At 67.5% G+C, this 16,267-nt stretch carries 21 protein-coding genes and 1 tRNA gene; 14 read left to right on the forward strand and 8 right to left on the reverse strand.

The window, feature by feature from the left end:
- Window positions 1-247: 247 nt before the first annotated feature.
- A tRNA-Thr gene (locus ACFFDA_RS22205) sits at window positions 248-322 on the reverse strand.
- Window positions 323-380: 58 nt separating this feature from the next.
- On the opposite strand from ACFFDA_RS22205, the gene ACFFDA_RS22210 reads away from it, so the two are divergent.
- The 6 genes from ACFFDA_RS22210 (at window position 381) to ACFFDA_RS22235 (ending at window position 4,547) form a co-directional block, all read left to right on the forward strand.
- Window positions 381-614: a hypothetical protein gene (locus ACFFDA_RS22210; protein WP_404479452.1), complete on the forward strand. Its 234-nt coding sequence runs from the start codon at window positions 381-383 to the stop codon at window positions 612-614.
- A gap of 96 nt (window positions 615-710) precedes the next feature.
- On the forward strand, window positions 711-1,397 hold the full coding sequence (gene gpmA / locus ACFFDA_RS22215; protein WP_404479453.1) for a 2,3-diphosphoglycerate-dependent phosphoglycerate mutase: 687 nt from the start codon (window positions 711-713) through the stop codon (window positions 1,395-1,397).
- Window positions 1,398-1,442: 45 nt separating this feature from the next.
- Window positions 1,443-1,898 carry a 5-(carboxyamino)imidazole ribonucleotide mutase gene (purE, locus tag ACFFDA_RS22220; protein WP_404482835.1) on the forward strand — a complete coding sequence of 152 codons (456 nt, stop codon included), beginning with the start codon at window positions 1,443-1,445 and terminating at the stop codon, window positions 1,896-1,898.
- Window positions 1,899-2,038: 140 nt separating this feature from the next.
- Complete coding sequence (locus ACFFDA_RS22225; protein ID WP_404479454.1) at window positions 2,039-3,097, forward strand: 5-(carboxyamino)imidazole ribonucleotide synthase; 1,059 nt, start codon at window positions 2,039-2,041, stop codon at window positions 3,095-3,097.
- A gap of 22 nt (window positions 3,098-3,119) precedes the next feature.
- Complete coding sequence (locus ACFFDA_RS22230) at window positions 3,120-3,602, forward strand: dihydrofolate reductase (protein WP_404479455.1); 483 nt, start codon at window positions 3,120-3,122, stop codon at window positions 3,600-3,602.
- Between the two features lie 12 nt (window positions 3,603-3,614).
- On the forward strand, window positions 3,615-4,547 hold the full coding sequence (locus tag ACFFDA_RS22235; protein WP_404479456.1) for a bifunctional riboflavin kinase/FAD synthetase: 933 nt from the start codon (window positions 3,615-3,617) through the stop codon (window positions 4,545-4,547).
- A gap of 106 nt (window positions 4,548-4,653) precedes the next feature.
- On the opposite strand, the gene ACFFDA_RS22240 is transcribed toward ACFFDA_RS22235, so the two are convergent.
- Window positions 4,654-5,547: a UTP--glucose-1-phosphate uridylyltransferase gene (locus tag ACFFDA_RS22240; RefSeq protein ID WP_404479457.1), complete on the reverse strand. Its 894-nt coding sequence runs from the start codon at window positions 5,545-5,547 to the stop codon at window positions 4,654-4,656.
- Between the two features lie 156 nt (window positions 5,548-5,703).
- Between ACFFDA_RS22240 and murA the strand changes: the two genes are divergently transcribed.
- The 3 genes from murA (at window position 5,704) to ACFFDA_RS22255 (ending at window position 8,085) form a co-directional block, all read left to right on the forward strand.
- A complete protein-coding gene (gene murA / locus ACFFDA_RS22245) occupies window positions 5,704-6,987 on the forward strand; it encodes a UDP-N-acetylglucosamine 1-carboxyvinyltransferase (protein WP_404479458.1) in 1,284 nt (427 codons plus the stop codon).
- Window positions 6,988-7,182: 195 nt separating this feature from the next.
- Window positions 7,183-7,401 carry a hypothetical protein gene (locus ACFFDA_RS22250; RefSeq protein ID WP_404479459.1) on the forward strand — a complete coding sequence of 73 codons (219 nt, stop codon included), beginning with the start codon at window positions 7,183-7,185 and terminating at the stop codon, window positions 7,399-7,401.
- Window positions 7,402-7,599: 198 nt separating this feature from the next.
- Entirely contained in the window at window positions 7,600-8,085 is a 486-nt protein-coding gene (locus ACFFDA_RS22255) for a phosphoesterase (protein ID WP_404479460.1), read from the forward strand.
- Window positions 8,086-8,088: 3 nt separating this feature from the next.
- Here the strand turns inward: ACFFDA_RS22255 and ACFFDA_RS22260 are convergent, their stop codons facing one another.
- Window positions 8,089-8,322 carry a ribbon-helix-helix domain-containing protein gene (locus tag ACFFDA_RS22260; protein ID WP_404479461.1) on the reverse strand — a complete coding sequence of 78 codons (234 nt, stop codon included), beginning with the start codon at window positions 8,320-8,322 and terminating at the stop codon, window positions 8,089-8,091.
- A 315-nt stretch (window positions 8,323-8,637) separates the two neighbouring features.
- Between ACFFDA_RS22260 and ACFFDA_RS22265 the strand changes: the two genes are divergently transcribed.
- From ACFFDA_RS22265 to ACFFDA_RS22275, 3 genes are read left to right on the forward strand one after another with little or no spacing between them, the layout of a single operon-like run.
- The gene (locus ACFFDA_RS22265) at window positions 8,638-9,033 is read left to right on the forward strand and encodes a PadR family transcriptional regulator (protein ID WP_404479462.1); all 396 of its coding nucleotides are present in this window, start codon (window positions 8,638-8,640) and stop codon (window positions 9,031-9,033) included.
- The gene (locus ACFFDA_RS22270; protein WP_404479463.1) at window positions 9,023-9,589 is read left to right on the forward strand and encodes a DUF1700 domain-containing protein; all 567 of its coding nucleotides are present in this window, start codon (window positions 9,023-9,025) and stop codon (window positions 9,587-9,589) included. Before ACFFDA_RS22265 ends, ACFFDA_RS22270 begins: the two co-directional genes overlap by 11 nt.
- A gap of 22 nt (window positions 9,590-9,611) precedes the next feature.
- A complete protein-coding gene (locus tag ACFFDA_RS22275) occupies window positions 9,612-10,328 on the forward strand; it encodes a GIN domain-containing protein (RefSeq protein ID WP_404479464.1) in 717 nt (238 codons plus the stop codon).
- Window positions 10,329-10,527: 199 nt separating this feature from the next.
- Here the strand turns inward: ACFFDA_RS22275 and ACFFDA_RS22280 are convergent, their stop codons facing one another.
- The 3 genes from ACFFDA_RS22280 to ACFFDA_RS22290 are packed head-to-tail and all read right to left on the reverse strand — an operon-like array spanning window position 10,528 to window position 12,581.
- Complete coding sequence (locus ACFFDA_RS22280) at window positions 10,528-11,412, reverse strand: metallophosphoesterase family protein (protein ID WP_404479465.1); 885 nt, start codon at window positions 11,410-11,412, stop codon at window positions 10,528-10,530.
- On the reverse strand, window positions 11,412-12,275 hold the full coding sequence (locus tag ACFFDA_RS22285; RefSeq protein WP_404479466.1) for a diacylglycerol kinase family protein: 864 nt from the start codon (window positions 12,273-12,275) through the stop codon (window positions 11,412-11,414). The genes ACFFDA_RS22280 and ACFFDA_RS22285 overlap by 1 nt, the downstream gene beginning before the upstream one ends.
- Before the next feature lie 36 nt (window positions 12,276-12,311).
- On the reverse strand, window positions 12,312-12,581 hold the full coding sequence (locus ACFFDA_RS22290; RefSeq protein WP_404479467.1) for a hypothetical protein: 270 nt from the start codon (window positions 12,579-12,581) through the stop codon (window positions 12,312-12,314).
- Between the two features lie 313 nt (window positions 12,582-12,894).
- Between ACFFDA_RS22290 and ACFFDA_RS22295 the strand changes: the two genes are divergently transcribed.
- A complete protein-coding gene (locus ACFFDA_RS22295; protein ID WP_404479468.1) occupies window positions 12,895-13,227 on the forward strand; it encodes a UrcA family protein in 333 nt (110 codons plus the stop codon).
- A gap of 61 nt (window positions 13,228-13,288) precedes the next feature.
- Here ACFFDA_RS22295 and ACFFDA_RS22300 read toward each other — a convergent pair whose 3' ends face one another.
- Window positions 13,289-14,062, reverse strand: a complete 774-nt coding sequence (locus ACFFDA_RS22300; RefSeq protein WP_404479469.1) for a LytR/AlgR family response regulator transcription factor — start codon at window positions 14,060-14,062, stop codon at window positions 13,289-13,291.
- Window positions 14,055-15,383: a sensor histidine kinase gene (locus ACFFDA_RS22305; RefSeq protein WP_404479470.1), complete on the reverse strand. Its 1,329-nt coding sequence runs from the start codon at window positions 15,381-15,383 to the stop codon at window positions 14,055-14,057. The genes ACFFDA_RS22300 and ACFFDA_RS22305 overlap by 8 nt, the downstream gene beginning before the upstream one ends.
- 142 nt (window positions 15,384-15,525) lie before the next feature.
- Here ACFFDA_RS22305 and ACFFDA_RS22310 point away from each other — a divergent pair, with 142 nt between their 5' ends.
- Window positions 15,526-16,254: a sterol desaturase family protein gene (locus tag ACFFDA_RS22310; protein ID WP_404479471.1), complete on the forward strand. Its 729-nt coding sequence runs from the start codon at window positions 15,526-15,528 to the stop codon at window positions 16,252-16,254.
- The last annotated feature ends 13 nt before the right edge of the window (window positions 16,255-16,267 follow it).

The raw sequence follows: 16,267 nt of genomic DNA on the forward strand, positions 1-16,267 counted from the left end.
GCCCTAGTCGGGCTTGATGACACTCACGTGAGAATGCGGAGACAGTTTTGTGACAAGCGCGCACCGTCGTCCTGGACCGATCGGGGAGCGCTGAGTACCCTCGAGGCGATAGCTTGCCGTGAGCCATGGCGGCGTCGCGGCCTGACGCGAGGTGGGCGCAGCCTTGCCCACGGTTCCGGGCCGCCGGTCCCGGATCGAACCAGGGACGACGGGATCGATGATCGCGATGGAGGAGAAGAAGGGGGAATGGTGCTGCTAGGGAGGATTGAACTCCCGACCTCACCCTTACCAAGGGTGCGCTCTACCACTGAGCTACAGCAGCGCCGTTCCGGCCCCGGCCAGCGGGGCGTGCCCTGGCGACCCAGGACAGGGGGGCGCTATTGTCCGCAGCCGCTTCGATTGTCAAGCGCCGCTTGCGCTTTGTTGAACACGACGGCATTCCCGAGGCCATGGACGACGAGCGCGCGACATCGGGAGGCCCCGCAAAACCGCCGGAAAAGCCGACCCGCGAGGATCGGCTGGCGGCCAAGTTGCGCGAAAACCTGCGGCGCCGCAAAACCCAGGCCCGCGCCTTGTCGGCAAACGCGCAGGACGATTTCCCCGACTCCGAATAATGACGATTCGGCCGGGCTTCCCAAATCGCCCCCGGAAAGCTAGGGCCTGCGGCCTGACCCGCCCGTATCCGGTCCAGCCATTAAGGGAGCTACGCCTTGCCTCGCCTGATCCTTCTCCGCCACGGCCAGAGCCAATGGAACCTCGAGAACCGCTTCACCGGCTGGTGGGACGTGGACGTGACCGAAAAGGGCGAGGCCGAGGCCCGCGCCGCCGGCGAACTGCTCAAGGACAAGGGCCTGCTGCCCGACGTCGCCTTCACTTCGCTGCAGACCCGCGCGATCAAGACGCTGCACCTGGCGCTCGAAGCGGCCGGCATCCTGTGGATTCCCGAGACCAAGGACTGGCGCCTGAACGAGCGCCACTACGGCGGCCTCACCGGCCTCGACAAGGCCGAGACCGCCGCCAAGCACGGCGACGACCAGGTCAAGATCTGGCGCCGCAGCTTCGACATCCCGCCCCCGGTGCTCGAACGCGGCAGCGAGTTCGATCTCTCGGCCGACCCGCGCTACGCCGGGATCGACGTGCCGATGACCGAAAGCCTCAAGGACACCATCGCGCGCGTCCTGCCGTATTACGAAGGCTCGATCGTGCCGCACCTGCACGCCGGCTCGACCGTGCTGGTCGCCGCGCACGGCAACTCGCTGCGGGCGCTGGTCAAGCACCTCTCGGGCATTTCCGACGACGAGATCACCGGCCTCGAGATTCCGACCGGCCAGCCGATCGTCTACGACCTCGACGACGATCTCGCGGTGCTCGACCGCTACTACCTCTCGGAGCGCTGATACGTGGCCCAAGCCGCCCCCGTTGCGCCGCTGGTCGCGATCGTCATGGGTAGCCAGTCCGACTGGCCGACCATGATCAAGGCCGCCGAGATGCTCGACAAGCTCGGCGTCGCCTACGACGCGCGGATCGTATCGGCCCACCGCACGCCCGACCGCCTGGTCGACTTCGCCAAGGGCGCGGACGGCGAGGGTTTCAAGGTCGTCATCGCCGGGGCCGGGGGCGCTGCCCACCTGCCCGGCATGATCGCCTCGATGACGCATCTTCCGGTGCTCGGCGTGCCGGTCCAGTCCAAGGCGCTTTCGGGGCAGGACAGCCTGCTCTCGATCGTCCAGATGCCCGCCGGCATTCCGGTGGGCACCCTGGCGATCGGCGAGGCGGGCGCCGCCAATGCCGGCCTGCTGGCCGCCGCGATCCTGGCGACGTCCGACGCGGCGCTGGCCGGACGGCTCAAGGACCTGCGCGCCGCGCAGACCGCGAGCGTGGCCGAACGGCCGGTCTGATGAGCCATGGCCTCTGTCCATTCCCGCCCGGCAAGGCAGATACTGATTCCTAGACCGGCTCTCCAACGGGCCCCGGCCCCCATGACACACCATTCCGCCGGCCCCGAAGGGCCGGCACACAAGGCAGGCGAATCAAGGCAATGATCCCCCCCGGCGAAACGATCGGCATTCTCGGTGGCGGCCAGCTCGGCCGGATGATCGCCATGGCCGCGGCCCAGCTTGGCTACCGCTGCCACGTCTACGCGCCCGAGGCCGATTCGATCGCCGCCGACGTCTGCGCCCAGTTCACGTGCGCCCCCTGGGACGATGCCGAGGCCATGGCCGCCTTCGCCGCGGACTGTGCGGTCGTCACCTACGAGTTCGAGAACGTCCCCGTCGCTCCGCTCGCGGCGCTCGGCGATACCCCGCTGCTCGCCCATGCCCGCGCGCTGGAAACCGCACAGGACCGGCTCGCCGAGAAACGCTTCGTCACCGATCTGGGGGGCACCCCTGCCCCCTTCGCTCCCGTCGACGGCGCCGCCGACCTTGCCGCCGCCATCGCCGCGATCGGCGCGCCCGGCATCCTCAAGACCCGGCGCGACGGCTACGACGGCAAGGGCCAGTGGCGGATCATGACCGCGGAGGACGCCGACGGCCTCGACCTTCCCGACGCACCGCTGATCTACGAGGGCTTCGTCACCTTCTTCGCCGAGTTCTCGGTGATCCTGTGCCGGGGCGCGGACGGCGACATCCGCTTCTTCGATTCGGCGCACAACGTCCACGAGAGCGGCATCCTCGCGCTCAGCACCCTGCCCGCACCCGACGCGCTGCTGGCGCAAGTCCCCATCGCGCGCGAACTCGCCGCCAAGGTCGCCAAGGCGCTCGACTACGTCGGCGTGCTGACGCTGGAATTCTTCGCCACCGAGCAAGGCCCCGTGTTCAACGAGATGGCCCCGCGCGTCCACAATTCGGGCCACTGGACCATCGAGGGCGCGGTCACCAGCCAGTTCGAAAACCACGTCCGCGCAATCTGCGGGCTCCCGCTGGGCGGCACAGGCCTTGCCGCCAGGGGCGTCGAGATGCGCAATCTCATCGGCGACGAGGCGCACGACTGGCCGGCAATCCTCGCCGATCCCGCCAATCACCTGCACCTCTACGGCAAGGCCGCCGCGCGCCCAGGCCGCAAGATGGGCCACGTGACCCGGCTGACGCTGGGATGAGCGTCCCGAAGCGCTTGCACCGATGACCGAAATCGTCCTCATTTACGCCCGTGCGGCGAACGGCACGATCGGGCGCGACGGGGCGTTGCCCTGGCGGCTTCCCGCCGACCTGAGGCGTTTCAAGGCGATGACCATGGGCCTCCCGATGATCATGGGCCGCAAGACCTTCGAGAGTTTCCCCGCCCCGCTCCCCGGTCGCCGGCACATCGTCCTCACCCGCGATGCCGCGTGGGAAGCCCCCGGCGCCGAAGTCGCGCATTCGGTGGACGAGGCGCTGGCTCTGGCGGGATCCGAAAAGGTCGCGGTGATCGGCGGCGCCGAGGTCTATGCGCTGTTCGTCGCCCTCGCCCGGCGCATCGAACTCACCGAGGTCCACGGCGATTACGAGGGCGACACGCATATGCCCGAGCCCGGCCGCGAATGGCGCGAAGTCGCCCGCGACGAGCACCCGGCCGAGGGCGCCTTTCCAGCATATGCTTTCGTGACGCTCGAGCGCGACCTATAGGCTTCTGCACCCATGATTCGCCTCGACAACCGCCTGCCTGTTCCCGATTCGCTGCGCGGCGCCGTGCTGGCGCTGGGCAACTTCGACGGGTTCCACCAGGGCCACCAGGCCGTCGTCGGCGAGGCGATCCGCTGGGCCCGCGCGGAAGGCCGCCCGGCCATCGTCGCCACGTTCGATCCCCATCCGGTACGCCACTTCAAGCCCGACGCCGAACCGTTCCGCCTGACCACGCTCGACCAGCGGCAGGAGCTGTTCGCCGCTGCCGGGGCCGACGCCATGCTGGTCCTGCACTTCGACGCCGCCATGGCGCAGATGCCGGCGGACCACTGGGTCGAGGAAATGCTGATACGCCACATGGGCGCGGCCGGCGTCGTCACCGGCAACGACTTCACGTTCGGCAAGGCGCGCGGCGGCAACCCCCAGGTCCTGCGCGAAATCGGCGCGCGCCACGGGCTCGAAGGGCGCACCGTGGGCCCCGTCAGCGACGAGACCGGCACGATCTCGTCCAGCCGCATCCGCGACGCGCTCAAGAGCGGCGACTGCGCGACCGCGGAGCGCCTGCTGACCCGCCCGTTCTCGATCCGCGGTCGGGTCCAGCACGGCGACAAGCTGGGTCGCACCATCGGCTTTCCCACCGCCAACCTCGACATGGCAACCTATCTGCGCCCGCTCTACGGCATCTACGCCGTGACTGGCCGCATGCCCGACGGCCGCGTGGTGACCGGTGCCGCCAACATCGGCATCCGCCCGACCTTCGACCCGCCCAAGGAACTGCTGGAACCGCACTTCTTCGACTTCGCGGGCGATCTCTACGGGCAGGAGATCGAGGTGGCGTTCCACCACTTCCTGCGGCCCGAGGCGAAGTTCGATTCGCTCGACGCGCTGATCGAGCAAATGGACCGCGACTGCGACCGCGCGCGCGAACTGCTGGCGCGATTCACCTGAAGGCCGATTCGTCCCGGACCTGATCCGGGATGGCGACGCACCATCAACGCAAAAAGCGCGCCGCCCGAGGGCAGCGCGCTTTTTACTCGGTCCGACGGCTCGAAAATCAGCCGAGCAGCTTCTTCGCCATGGCCCGCACCTCGTCGCCAAGGTCCGGACGGTCGAGCGCGATCGCCAGGGTCGCCTCGACGAAGCCCAGCTTCGAGCCGCAATCGAACCGGCGGCCGGCGAAGGTGACCGCATGGAACGGCTGCTGGCCGATCAGCTTGGCCATCGAATCGGTCAGCTGGATCTCGCCGCCGGCGCCTTTGCCCTGGCTGCCCAGCAGTCCCATGATCTCGGGCTGGAGGATGTAGCGGCCCGAGACGATCTTGTTCGAGGGCGCCTCTTCCACCTTTGGCTTTTCTACCAGGCCCTTCACTTCGGTCAGCGAGCCACCAAGAACGTCGAGCGTGGCGCCGGGCGCGATCACGCCGTAGCTGGAGACTTCCTCCACAGGCACTTCGAGCACCGAGACCAGGTTGCCGCCCACTTCGTTGTAGGCCTCCACCATCTGCGCCATGCAGCCCGGGGTGCCGTACATCAGTTCGTCGGGCAGGAAGATCGCGAAGGGCTCGTCGCCGATCACGGCGCGCGCGCACCACACCGCATGGCCCAGGCCCAGCGGCACCTGCTGGCGCACGGTGACGAGGTTGCCCGGCTGGATGCGCGTCGGCTCCAGCGGTTCGAGCGACTTGCCGCGCCCGGTCATCGTCGCCTCGAGTTCGTAGGCGGTGTCGAAATGCTCGACGATCGCGGTCTTGCCGCGACCCGTGACGAAGACGAACTCCTCGATTCCCGCCTCGCGCGCCTCGTCGACGGCGTACTGGATCAGAGGACGGTCGACGACCGGCAGCAGCTCCTTCGGAATCGCCTTGGTGGCGGGAAGGAAGCGGGTGCCGAGACCGGCGACGGGAAAGACGGCCTTGCGGACAGGCTTGCGGAAGGTGTTCTCACTCATGGAACCGGATCGTGCCTCGCTCATGTTGCAGTGCGGTTAAAGCGCCTAAACACGCATTACGCAACAAGGCCACGTTAACCCTAAGGAACGTTTAATCCGTCGTTCTTTTGATAGAGGTCCCGTTGCTCGCGCCGCTTTTCCCGCTAAAGCGGGCCCATGGACAAGATCATCATCGAGGGCGGCAAGCGCCTTTCCGGCACGATTCCCGTCTCGGGTGCCAAGAACGCCGCCCTGACTCTGCTACCCTGCGCACTGCTCACCGAAGAGCCGCTGACGCTGCGCAACCTGCCGCGGCTGGCCGACATCGACGGCTTCCAGCACCTGATGAACCAGTTCGGCATTTCGACCGCCATCGCCGGTTCGCGCCCCGAGGACTTCGGCCGGGTGATGACGCTCCAGGCGACGCGGATCACCAGTTCGGTGGCCCCCTACGACCTCGTGCGCAAGATGCGCGCCTCGATCCTGGTGCTGGGCCCGATGCTGGCGCGCATGGGTGAGGCGACCGTGTCGCTGCCCGGCGGCTGTGCCATCGGCAACCGCCCGATCGACCTCCACCTCAAGGTGATCGAGGCGCTGGGCGCGACGATCGAGATGGCGGCCGGCTACGTCCGCGCCATCGCGCCCGACGGCGGCCTTCCGGGAGGGCGCTACTCCTTCCCGGTGGTGTCCGTCGGCGCGACCGAGAACGCGCTGATGACCGCCGTGCTGTGCAACGGCAAGTCCACCTTGCACAACGCCGCGCGCGAGCCCGAGATCGTCGACTTGTGCAACCTGCTCGTCGCCATGGGCGCGCAGATCGAGGGCATCGGCACCTCGGACATCACCATCCACGGCGTCCCCCGCCTCCACGGCGCGACCTACATGGTCATGCCCGATCGCATCGAGGCCGGTTCCTACGCCTGCGCGGCGGCGATCACCGGCGGCGAAGTCACGCTCAAGGGTGCGAAGATCGAGGACATGGAAGCGACCGTCCAGGCGCTGCGCGATGCCGGCGTCCACGTCGAGCCCAAGGCCGACGGCCTCCACGTCGCCGCCGAGGGCAAGCTGCGCCCCGTCACCTTGTCGACCGCGCCGTACCCCGGCTTCGCCACCGACATGCAGGCCCAGCTCATGGCGCTGCTGTGCCGTGCGGAAGGCTCCAGCGTGCTGACCGAGACGATCTTCGAGAACCGCTACATGCACGTTCCCGAACTCAACCGCATGGGCGCCCGCATCGAGACCAAGGGCCGCACCGCCATCGTCCACGGCGTCGACCGCCTGACCGGCGCCGACGTCATGGCGACCGACTTGCGCGCCTCGATGAGCCTGGTCATCGCCGGCCTCGCCGCCGAGGGCCAGACCCAGGTCCACCGCCTCTACCACCTCGACCGCGGCTACGAGCGGCTGGAAGAGAAGCTGGCCCTGGTCGGCGCCCAGATCGAACGCGTCGGCGGCGAGTGACCGGGACAGGGCGGGCGGTAGCGCTCGCTTTGCCGCCAAGCTCTCATCGTTCCACGCCGTCGCCCTGGACCTGGTTCGGGGTAACGGCGTGGGCAAGCGAAACGGGATCGGCCCCGTCGTCCCTGCCGAATCCCAGAAACCTTCCGACACGATGACGCGTTGTCCCTTTCGAAGAATATCGAGAGGAGAATCGACATGGGCCTTATCAAGTTGGCCGCGGCCGGCGCCGTTGGCTACGCGCTCTACAAATATGCGAACAAGGAAAAGCTCGAAGCGGCTTTTGCCGGCGGCGAGCGTCCCGACGTACGTGGTTCCGGACCGGAACACATGACGCATCCGCCCAAGTCCTGGAGCAAGACGGACGAGGCGATCGACGAAAGCTTCCCCGCGAGCGATCCTCCGTCCACCTACTAAGTTGACGGACGGGCCATCGAAACAGGCGGGCGGGAGCGAAGGCTTCCGCCCGCTTTTTCGAATGGCGGCATCGCCTAGTCGCATTTTCGTAACGGCGGCTCGCTAGCGAACCGGAACAGTGGAACGAATCGGCCTCCCAAGCCGTTGAAAGGCTTGCGGGAACGGCACCGGCGCCACCTGCTGAACGAGGATGAGGCGATGGCGATCCATTTTGTCGCGGACCTGCATTTCAACGGTACTTGCGCACGCCACGCCCATCCCTACGGCTTTTCCGATAGCGCCGAAATGACCCGCCGCATCTGCGAAGTCTGGCGTGCTCGCGTCGCGCCGGGGGATACGGTCTGGATTCTCGGCAACGTGGGCAACCCGGTCCACCTTGGCGACCTGCCCGGCACCAAGCACTTGATACGCGGGGCCCACGATCCGCGGGCCTGGAATTGCCTCGCCACCGGCCGCTACGCCAGCGTCGGCGACGGGCGCGTGTTGGAAACACCGGACGGCACGTTCTTCCTCGCCAGCGATCCGGCCACGGCGCCGCTGGAAATGCCCGTGTTGCACGGGCGCACAGGCAGTAGCTTGGCGATCGACGGTCACTTGTGCGTCTCGGCGCACCTGACCGGCTGGGGTCCCATCAGCCTCGACGAGATCGTGCGCGGCAAGTCCGAACTGCGCCGAGCGGCCTGAGGCTCAACGCGCACCCGCGGTCGCCAGCCAGACCCGGATCGCGCTCGCCAGACCCGGCGGCGTCGTCGCCTCGAGCCGTTCTGCATCGATGCGCGCGACCAGCGCATTGACCGGCACCCCCTCGCGTACCGCGACCTCCTTGAGCAAATCCCAGAACACCGGCTCCAGGCTAATCGAGGTCTTGTGTCCGGCGATCTCGACCGAGCGCTTCACCGGGGGATGGTAGGGAGTGGCCATGAGCCCAGCGTAGGCGGGGAGAAGCAGCAGAGGAAGCCTCGTCGTCCTGCCCTCGACCCGGGACCGTGGGCACGGCCACGACCAGCTTGAGTGTGAACGCGGCGTCACTGGTCCATCGCAGCATTCGTCTCAAGAGTACCCACGGTCCCGGATCAGGTCCGAGACGATGGACCGTCGTTCGACCCTACCCGTCATGCACCGCACGATACCTAGCCATAACAAGGTATCGTGCACCGCCCTGTACTTTCTTTCGCAAGGTATCTTGCATCACACAGTAGCTGTCGATATACAGTGGGTCATCGAGGAGATGATTCGATGTCCGAAATCGAAATCCAGTTGAAAAAGGGAGTGCTCGGCCTGTGCGTGCTCGCCCTGCTGTCACGCGGTGACAGCTACGCCTACGAGATCGCGAGCCGCATGGCCGACGCGGTCGATATGGGCGAAGGGACGATCTACCCGCTCATGCGCCGCATGCAGTCCGAAGGTCTTGTCGCGACGTATCTCGAGGAATCGCCCTCGGGTCCTTCGCGCAAGTATTACCGCATCACGGAAACCGGCCGCTCGCGGCTTGCCGAGCAGGTCGGCGAGTGGCGCGGTTTCACCGCCGCCGTCGACGGCCTGATCGCCGCCGCGGACACCACCGCCAACGTCGCCGAAGAAGCGTCCGAGCCGACCAGCGTGCAGGAAGGGGAATCCAGCCATGAAGCGTAACGAGTTCATCAAGCGCCTGAAGGCCGGCCTCAAGGGCATGCCGCAGGACACGGTCGACGAGATCGTCGCCGACTACGAGGAGCACTTCGAGGCGGCCCTCGCCGAGGGTCGCAGCGAGGAGGAAGTCGCTGCCGCACTGGGCAACCCCGGCAGGTTGGCCCGCGAACTGCGCTTCGAGGCGGGCTTCCGCAACTGGAAGAGCGAGGGCACTCCCTCCTCCGCCTGGAGCGCGATCCTGGCCTTCATGGGCCTCGCCACCATCGACATCCTGATCCTGCTGCCGATCGTGCTACCCCTGCTGGGCGTCATGTTCGGCCTGTTCGTGGCCACGATCGCGGTGTTCGTGGCGGGCGGCTTCGTGCTGATCGCCGGTCCCTTCAGCGGCTTTCCCGGCGGCATAGCGGTCGCGATTCTGGGAGGCCTCGGCCTCATGAGCGCGGCAGTGGCCGCTGCGGCGCTGCTCACGCTGGTCAGCATCTGGATCGTCAATGCCCTGATGTGGTTCGGCCGCCTGCACTACCGGGTGATCGAGCCCGCGATCCACTCAGAAAACTGAACGCGATAGAAAGGACAAGAAGATGCTCAGAAAGCTGCTCATCGTATTCGCCAGCGGCGTGATCCTCTCGATCGTCGCGTTCGGAGCCGCCTGGGCCGTCGGCGGGGATCGTTTCCGCCACGACGTAGAGGCCAGCGACGGTCTGAACTGGACCTTCGACAAGGACGACAACCACGACAACGATCCCCGCAAGACCCGCAGCTTCGCGCTGCAGCCGGGCAGCCAGCTTGCCATGGAGATCCCGGTCGAACTGGTCTTCACCCGCGGCGACAAGCCCGAGATGACCGTCGAAGGCCCCGCCGGCATCGTCGACCGGCTGGTCTGGGAAAACAGCCGCCTTTCGGTGAAAGGCTCGATGAACATCCACCACGGCATCAAGGTGCGCATCACCGCGCCCGAGATCGCCGGGCTGGACCTCGACGCCCCGGGCGACGTGACGCTCACCGGCCTCGACCAGGAAAGCCTGCGCCTCAATTCGCGCGGCGCGATCGACCTCGACGCCTCGGGCAAGGTCGCCCGCATGTTCGTGACGTCTCAAGGCGCGGGCGACATCGACCTCGGCAAGGTCGAGGGCCGCGACGCCACCGTGCGCATCGACGGCGTCGGCGACGTGACGCTCGGCGCCACCGGCACCGTCGACGTCGAGATCAACGGTGCGGGCAACGTGACGCTGGTCCGCAAGCCGGCCACCCTGCGCAGCCGCATGAACGGCATCGGGGACATCGACCACGACTACTGATGTTCCATGTGGAACATGTGAAGGCCGTTCCGTCGAAAGACGGAGCGGCCTTTTGCTGTTCGCGTGCTGGAGCGCACGTTCGTCAAGGGACGGCCGGGCGGCTGTCGTGACGCGGTGCGTCGAGAGTACCCCGCGGTCCTGGATCAGGTCGGGCCGGATCAGGTCGGGGACGGCGATATTGTTACTTTAGCCCGGGCCATCAGTGCACCGGCGGATCGACCGGCGGCACCGTACCCACCGGCGAGACCGGCTCTTCGGGACTGCGCGGGGGCAACGCGTTCTCGGGCACTTCGTCGATCTGCATGTCGCTCGTCGCGACCTGTTCGAGGTTGCGGGCCGTCACCTCCACCCGATCGCCGTGGATGACGATCTCGTTGAAGCTGGGCGGGGTCGAGCGAATGCGCATCGACAGGGTGCCGGCGCCGATCATCCGCAGCGGGCCCGCCGGGGTCTGCTCGATGAGATCGAAGGGATCGTGGATGTGGCCGGTCATGATGCCCATGATCCGGCGCTGCGCCAGCGCTTCCATCGCGCGGGTGCCGTTGATCGTCAGCAGCTTGCCGTCGGCGCGCCGTTCGGTCAGCGGGTGGTGCGCGGCGACGAGGACGCGAGTGCCTTCGGGCAGCGCATCGATCGCGGCCAGCGTCTGGTCCAGCGCGTGCTGCGTCACCCAGCCGTTCGACCAGGGAAAGCGCTGCCACTGTGCGCGGGTGGTAGTGCGCAATGGCACGATCGCGAGGTTCGGCAGGTCCAGCTGCGTCTCGAGAATGCGCTCGATCTTCTTGAAGCGCTTGTAGGGCGCGAAGAACCGCTCGTAGAGGTTGAAATAGGGGATGTCGTGGTTGCCCACCTCGACCGTCACCGGCACGTCGAGCGCCGATATCCATTCGCAGGCGGCACGGAATTCCGGATGGCGCGCGCGCATCGTCAGGTCGCCGGTGATGGCGACCGCGTGCGGCTTCTCGCGCTCGATGCACTCCCTGGCCCATTCGATCGCCCGGCGATCCTCCAACCCGAAGTGGATGTCGCTGAGGTGAAACAGCCGCAACGGACCGCTGTACAGGGCGCCCGTCTTTCCGTGCATTATCCGTCAAACTCCTTCGTCGTCACCAGGTCTACCTCGCAAGGCGCCAGTTCGAAAATTTCCTCCGCGCCGCCGTCGAACGGCTCGCCGTCGACCAGCAGGCCCATCGGCTCGCCCGAGGGGCAGACCAGCCGCAGCCGCTTGTGGCGGCCCAGCTCGTCGTGCGGGCCGTCGCGGAAATTGCGGTTGAGCAGGGCGATGCCCTGCCCTGCATAGTCTGCGAGCGATTCCGCGTAGTAGCCGTTGGCCTCCAGCCCGTCCTCGTGCGGGACCACGGTGATGGCCGCATAGCCGTCCTCGCGCCCGCAGTCGACCTCGGCACACACCACTTTGGCGCCATTGGCGGACTGGCTGATCGCCTCGCGCGCAGTGGCCACGAATTCGAGGACGCTGGCATTGCGCATCGCCTCGCGCACCTCGTTCCATACCGTGCCCGGCCCGGCGAGCGAGCCGGTCAAGCCGATGCCGTGACGCGTGCGGATGACGTTGGGACGCGCGGTCTTGAGGGGATTTCCGAGGAGGCGCGCGACGATCTCGGGGGCCGGCACGTCGCCATGCATGCGCTTGGCCAGCAGGTTCATCGTCCCGCCCGGCAACACCAGCACCGCGCCGCGCCAGCCATAGGCGGCGGCGACGATCGAATGGGTGGTCCCGTCGCCGCCGAACACGGCGAGGATGTCGACCCCGGCTGTGTCGAGATCGGCGGGCGACGGGGCGGGATCGTCGGGAAAGCGCACGATGCGTGCAAGGTCCAGGCCCGCCTCGACGAAGGCTTCGGCCAGCGCCGTCACCGCCTCGTCATCGTTGCTGCCGCTGGCCGGGTTGCAGACCAGCCAGACTGTCTTGGCGTTCTCGTTCGTCATGCGCGCAAAAGCCTCCGGAGCGGCGGACGGTTCCCGTCAAACGCGGCCGCTGAAGATAAGCCAGGCCGAAAGCCCGTTGAGGCCGGTATAGAAGGCATAGATCCAGGCCCAACCGACCGATCCCGCCGCGGCCATTATCATCGCGCCGAGCAGCATCGCGAATTCGACCACCAGGCTCAGCCGCCCGCCCAGCGACTGGAAGAACCAGGGCACCTGGGCCAGCATGGGATGCCCGCTCTCGATCACCGCCTTGTGCGCGGCGAAGTTGAGCACCCCTAAGCAGAATACGAAGACGATCGACAGCATGGACGGTCACTCTGGAGTTTGTCCGCTTGCAGCCGACCGGACAGACTCTAACGCGCGGCGCCCGCCGGCGCCAGCGCCGTGCGAGAGGCGCGCCGCGCACGAATCGGCAAGCAACGGCCAGCCGGGAGCATCGTCGTTGCAAGTCGTTCGTCGGCCGGGAACGTCGTTCGTCCGCCCGCCGCAGCGTTGGTCGACCGGCCATGACCGGCAGTCGACCCCCGCGTGATCGGCGGGGCGAACAGGTGCACATCACACTCATCGAGCCGGACGGAGAAACTCTTCCCCAAGGCTCAACCCTGAGGAGGAAATCATCATGTTCAAGACCATCGCCCCCAAGTCCGCCCTGTTCGCCGCCGCTGCCCTTTGCACCGTCGGACTGTTCGCAGCCCCCGCCGCCTTCGCCCAGACCAAGACGACCGCCGTCGAATACAAGGACCTCGACCTGGCGACCATCGCCGGCCAGAAGGAACTCGACGCACGCATCGCCAGGGCGGCCCGCAACGTCTGCCGCGTCGAGCGTCCGGCCACCGGCACCCATCTCCAGTCCACCGTCGACCGCGCCTGCTACGCGCAGGCCCTGAGCAACGTGCGCGAGCGTGTCGCCGCCGTGATCGACAAGGCCGACGACAACCGCCTCGGCGGCTGAGGCTTCCCCCCATTCATCCAGGTCCCAAAAGAGAAAAGACCCGGAAAAAACCTGGCGGGCCCTAGCGGCCCGCCATTTTCTTTACGGCGGGAAGATACGTGCGACCGATGCGCAGGGCCTGGCCGTCGGCCGTTTCGGCAGACCATACCCCCAGCCCTTCGTGCCTGAGGCCCGAGACGTGGCTGCGCTGCAGGATGCAACTGCGGTGGATCCGGATGAACCGCTCGGGATCGAGCCGGTCCTCCAGGCTGGTGATGGTCTGGAGCAGCAGGTAGCTCTGCGCGCCCACATGAAGCCGCACGTAGTCGCGCTCGGCGTCGATGCGGTGCACTTCGGCCGAGGCCACGCGCACCAGTTCGGATCGGTGCGGCACCCAGAATTCCTCGAGCCAGCGGCTCGCCGGCGGCTGCGCCCGCTCGCCCCGGCGCGACACCACGCGCGCCACCGCGCGCTGCAGCCGGTCGGGCGCCACGGGCTTGAGCACGTAGTCCACAGCATCGAGATCGAACGCTTCGACCGCGAACTCGTCGTGCGCGGTGACGAAGATCACCGCCGGCGCGTTCTCCTGCGCCCCGAGCCTGCGGGCAACGGTGAGCCCGTCGGTCTCCGGCATCGTCAGGTCGAGCAGGACGAGATCGGGGCCCAGAGCCTCGATCAGCCGCAGCGCGGCCTGGCCGTCGCTGGCGGTGCCGATCACCGAGATTCCCTCGATGCGGGAACAGATCACCTGCATGCGCTCGACCGCCAGCGGCTCGTCGTCGACGATGAGGGTACGCAAGGGCGCGGCAAGACCGGCCAGGGGCCCGGCCGGGGGAGTACCGTTGGGATCAGACACGTTGCGCCTCCAGCGGCATCCGCAGGATCGTGGCGAAGCCGCCGCTCGACTGCCTGCCGTATTTTATCGTGGCCACCTCGCCGTAACGGGCCCGCAGCCGGTCGCGCACGTTGGCAAGGCCGATGCCGCAGCTTTCCACCCTTCCCGCCGACCCGTCCCCGCGCTCTCCCGGCCCGTCGTCATGGACCGCGATCACAAGCTGGCCGCCTTCGCGACGCGCCTCGATGGAGATCGTGACCGGTCGCTGGGTGGCGGCGACGGCATACTTCACGGAGTTCTCGACGAGCGGCTGCAGGATCATGCCCGGAACTTTCGCATCGAGAACGGCGTCGTCAACATCGATGTTCGTGCACAATCGATTGGGGAAGCGCACCGCCTCGATCGCGAAGTAGAGCCGCTGCAGTTCGATCTCGTCCGCCAGCGGAATGTCGTTGGTCGTATCGCCCGACAAAGTGCGGCGGTAGAAGGTCGACAGCGTCTGGATCATCTCCTCTGCATCGTCCTGCCGGCCGGTCATCACCAGCGCCGAAAGCGAGTTGAGCGTGTTGAACAGGAAATGCGGATTGACCTGGTAGCGTAAGGATCGCAGCTCCGCCGCCTCTGCCGCGCGCCGATACTCGCCCTCGCGCCGCTCCGCCGCCCGCGCTTCCTCGGCCTTGGCCAGCGCGAAGTAGAGCGCGACCCAGGCGAGCACCAGGAAGTAGCGGCCGAAGGCGGTGTCGGCGATCGCCGCCCAGCGCCCCAGTCCATGGCCCAGCGCCTCGCCGGTGTGGATGGTGATGCCGGAGTTTTCGCCAGAGTCTTCGGTTTCGTCGGAGCCCGCCGCGGGCGGGGACGCCGGAGATGCGGGTGTCCCGGATTCGCCCGGCGCTGGCGGTGCCGGCGGCTCGGGCACCTCGATCTTGGGCAGGTCGACGAGGATGTTGCCGGCCTCGTCGCGCGAGATGCGCACGTTGCCGGCCTTGATCGCCGCGGCATCCTGTTTGTCGCCATAGGCGGCGGGAACGTCGATGTCGGCGAAGATCACGTCGTTGACCGTGCTCAGCGCCAGCGAAAGCGGCAGGGCGCCGACCAGCACGATGCCCAGGCGCATTGCCCCGGACTTGCGGTCTAGCAGTTGCAGCAGCGGCCAGACCGCCGCCATTACCAGCATCGAGACGATGCAGATCGTCAGCCGTCGCGAGATGATCGGCCAGGCGAGGTCGAACCCCATGACCGCCCCGCGCAGCGTGGCGACGATGAAGTAGCAGGCCCAGAGCGCTGCGAGCGAAAGCAGGACGAGCCGCGCCGGAACCCGCGGATAGGATGTATCGGAAGCCATGACTGTCCGGAATAGCGCGAAACCGGCGCCTCGCGCCAGTTCGCCGATCGGAAGCCGTCAGCAGTTCGTCGAGGCGGCGAATCCGTCGTCGCCCTCCCGTTTTACCTTTCCCTGTCCTGCCATAGCGCCTAGTCCAGCGCCGATGGCGCTCGACGCTCCCCTCCTTGCGGTCCTTGGCTCCGCCCTCGCCATGACGGCGATCGTGGGAGTGCGCTACCTGCTCACCTCTGGCCTCTTCGCCTGGATCACCGGACGCGTCAGGCCGGGCCATTATCGGGGGCTGGACCGGCAGATCCGCAGCGAGATCGGCTGGTCGCTGCTGTCCGCCGCGATCTACGGCATTCCCGCCGGCATCGTCGCCTGGGGCTGGCAACAGCGCGGCTGGACGCAGATCTACAGCGACGTCCATGCCCGGCCGCTATGGTGGCTGCCCGTATCGGTGCTGGTCTACCTCCTGCTCCACGACACCTGGTTCTACTGGACCCATCGCTGGATGCACACGCCCCGCGTGTTCCGCCTCGCCCATGCGGTCCATCACGCCAGCCGCCCGCCCACCGCCTGGGCCGCGATGAGCTTCCATCCGGTCGAGGCCCTGACCGGCGCCGTCGTGGTGCCGGCGCTGGTGTTCCTGGTCCCCATCCACGTCGGCGCGCTGGGCACGGTCCTGCTCGTCATGACGGTCATGGGGATCACCAACCACATGGGCTGGGAGCTGTTTCCCAGCGCCCTTGTCGAATCGCGCCTCGGCCGCTGGCTGATTACCGCCAGCCATCACAACCGGCACCACGAAAGCTACAGATGCAACTACGGCCTCTACTTCCGCCACTGGGACCATCTGTGCGGCACCGACCGGGGGCTGTCCTCACTCTGACCGCCGGCGCGGT

This window comes from Novosphingobium sp. BL-52-GroH, from assembly GCF_044813085.1.
Taxonomy (GTDB): Bacteria; Pseudomonadota; Alphaproteobacteria; order Sphingomonadales; family Sphingomonadaceae; genus Novosphingobium.

Coding starts and splice junctions, on each gene's coding strand:
- purE (WP_404482835.1), top strand. CDS start 1,443: ATGGGTAGCCAGTCCGACTGGCCGACCATGATCAAGGCCGCCGAGATG.
- ACFFDA_RS22225 (WP_404479454.1), top strand. CDS start 2,039: ATGATCCCCCCCGGCGAAACGATCGGCATTCTCGGTGGCGGCCAGCTC.
- ACFFDA_RS22230 (WP_404479455.1), top strand. CDS start 3,120: ATGACCGAAATCGTCCTCATTTACGCCCGTGCGGCGAACGGCACGATC.
- ACFFDA_RS22235 (WP_404479456.1), top strand. CDS start 3,615: ATGATTCGCCTCGACAACCGCCTGCCTGTTCCCGATTCGCTGCGCGGC.
- ACFFDA_RS22240 (WP_404479457.1), bottom strand. CDS start 5,547: ATGAGTGAGAACACCTTCCGCAAGCCTGTCCGCAAGGCCGTCTTTCCC.
- murA (WP_404479458.1), top strand. CDS start 5,704: ATGGACAAGATCATCATCGAGGGCGGCAAGCGCCTTTCCGGCACGATT.
- ACFFDA_RS22250 (WP_404479459.1), top strand. CDS start 7,183: ATGGGCCTTATCAAGTTGGCCGCGGCCGGCGCCGTTGGCTACGCGCTC.
- ACFFDA_RS22255 (WP_404479460.1), top strand. CDS start 7,600: ATGGCGATCCATTTTGTCGCGGACCTGCATTTCAACGGTACTTGCGCA.
- ACFFDA_RS22260 (WP_404479461.1), bottom strand. CDS start 8,322: ATGGCCACTCCCTACCATCCCCCGGTGAAGCGCTCGGTCGAGATCGCC.
- ACFFDA_RS22265 (WP_404479462.1), top strand. CDS start 8,638: ATGTCCGAAATCGAAATCCAGTTGAAAAAGGGAGTGCTCGGCCTGTGC.
- ACFFDA_RS22270 (WP_404479463.1), top strand. CDS start 9,023: ATGAAGCGTAACGAGTTCATCAAGCGCCTGAAGGCCGGCCTCAAGGGC.
- ACFFDA_RS22275 (WP_404479464.1), top strand. CDS start 9,612: ATGCTCAGAAAGCTGCTCATCGTATTCGCCAGCGGCGTGATCCTCTCG.
- ACFFDA_RS22280 (WP_404479465.1), bottom strand. CDS start 11,412: ATGCACGGAAAGACGGGCGCCCTGTACAGCGGTCCGTTGCGGCTGTTT.
- ACFFDA_RS22285 (WP_404479466.1), bottom strand. CDS start 12,275: ATGACGAACGAGAACGCCAAGACAGTCTGGCTGGTCTGCAACCCGGCC.
- ACFFDA_RS22290 (WP_404479467.1), bottom strand. CDS start 12,581: ATGCTGTCGATCGTCTTCGTATTCTGCTTAGGGGTGCTCAACTTCGCC.
- ACFFDA_RS22295 (WP_404479468.1), top strand. CDS start 12,895: ATGTTCAAGACCATCGCCCCCAAGTCCGCCCTGTTCGCCGCCGCTGCC.
- ACFFDA_RS22305 (WP_404479470.1), bottom strand. CDS start 15,383: ATGGCTTCCGATACATCCTATCCGCGGGTTCCGGCGCGGCTCGTCCTG.
- ACFFDA_RS22310 (WP_404479471.1), top strand. CDS start 15,526: ATGGCGCTCGACGCTCCCCTCCTTGCGGTCCTTGGCTCCGCCCTCGCC.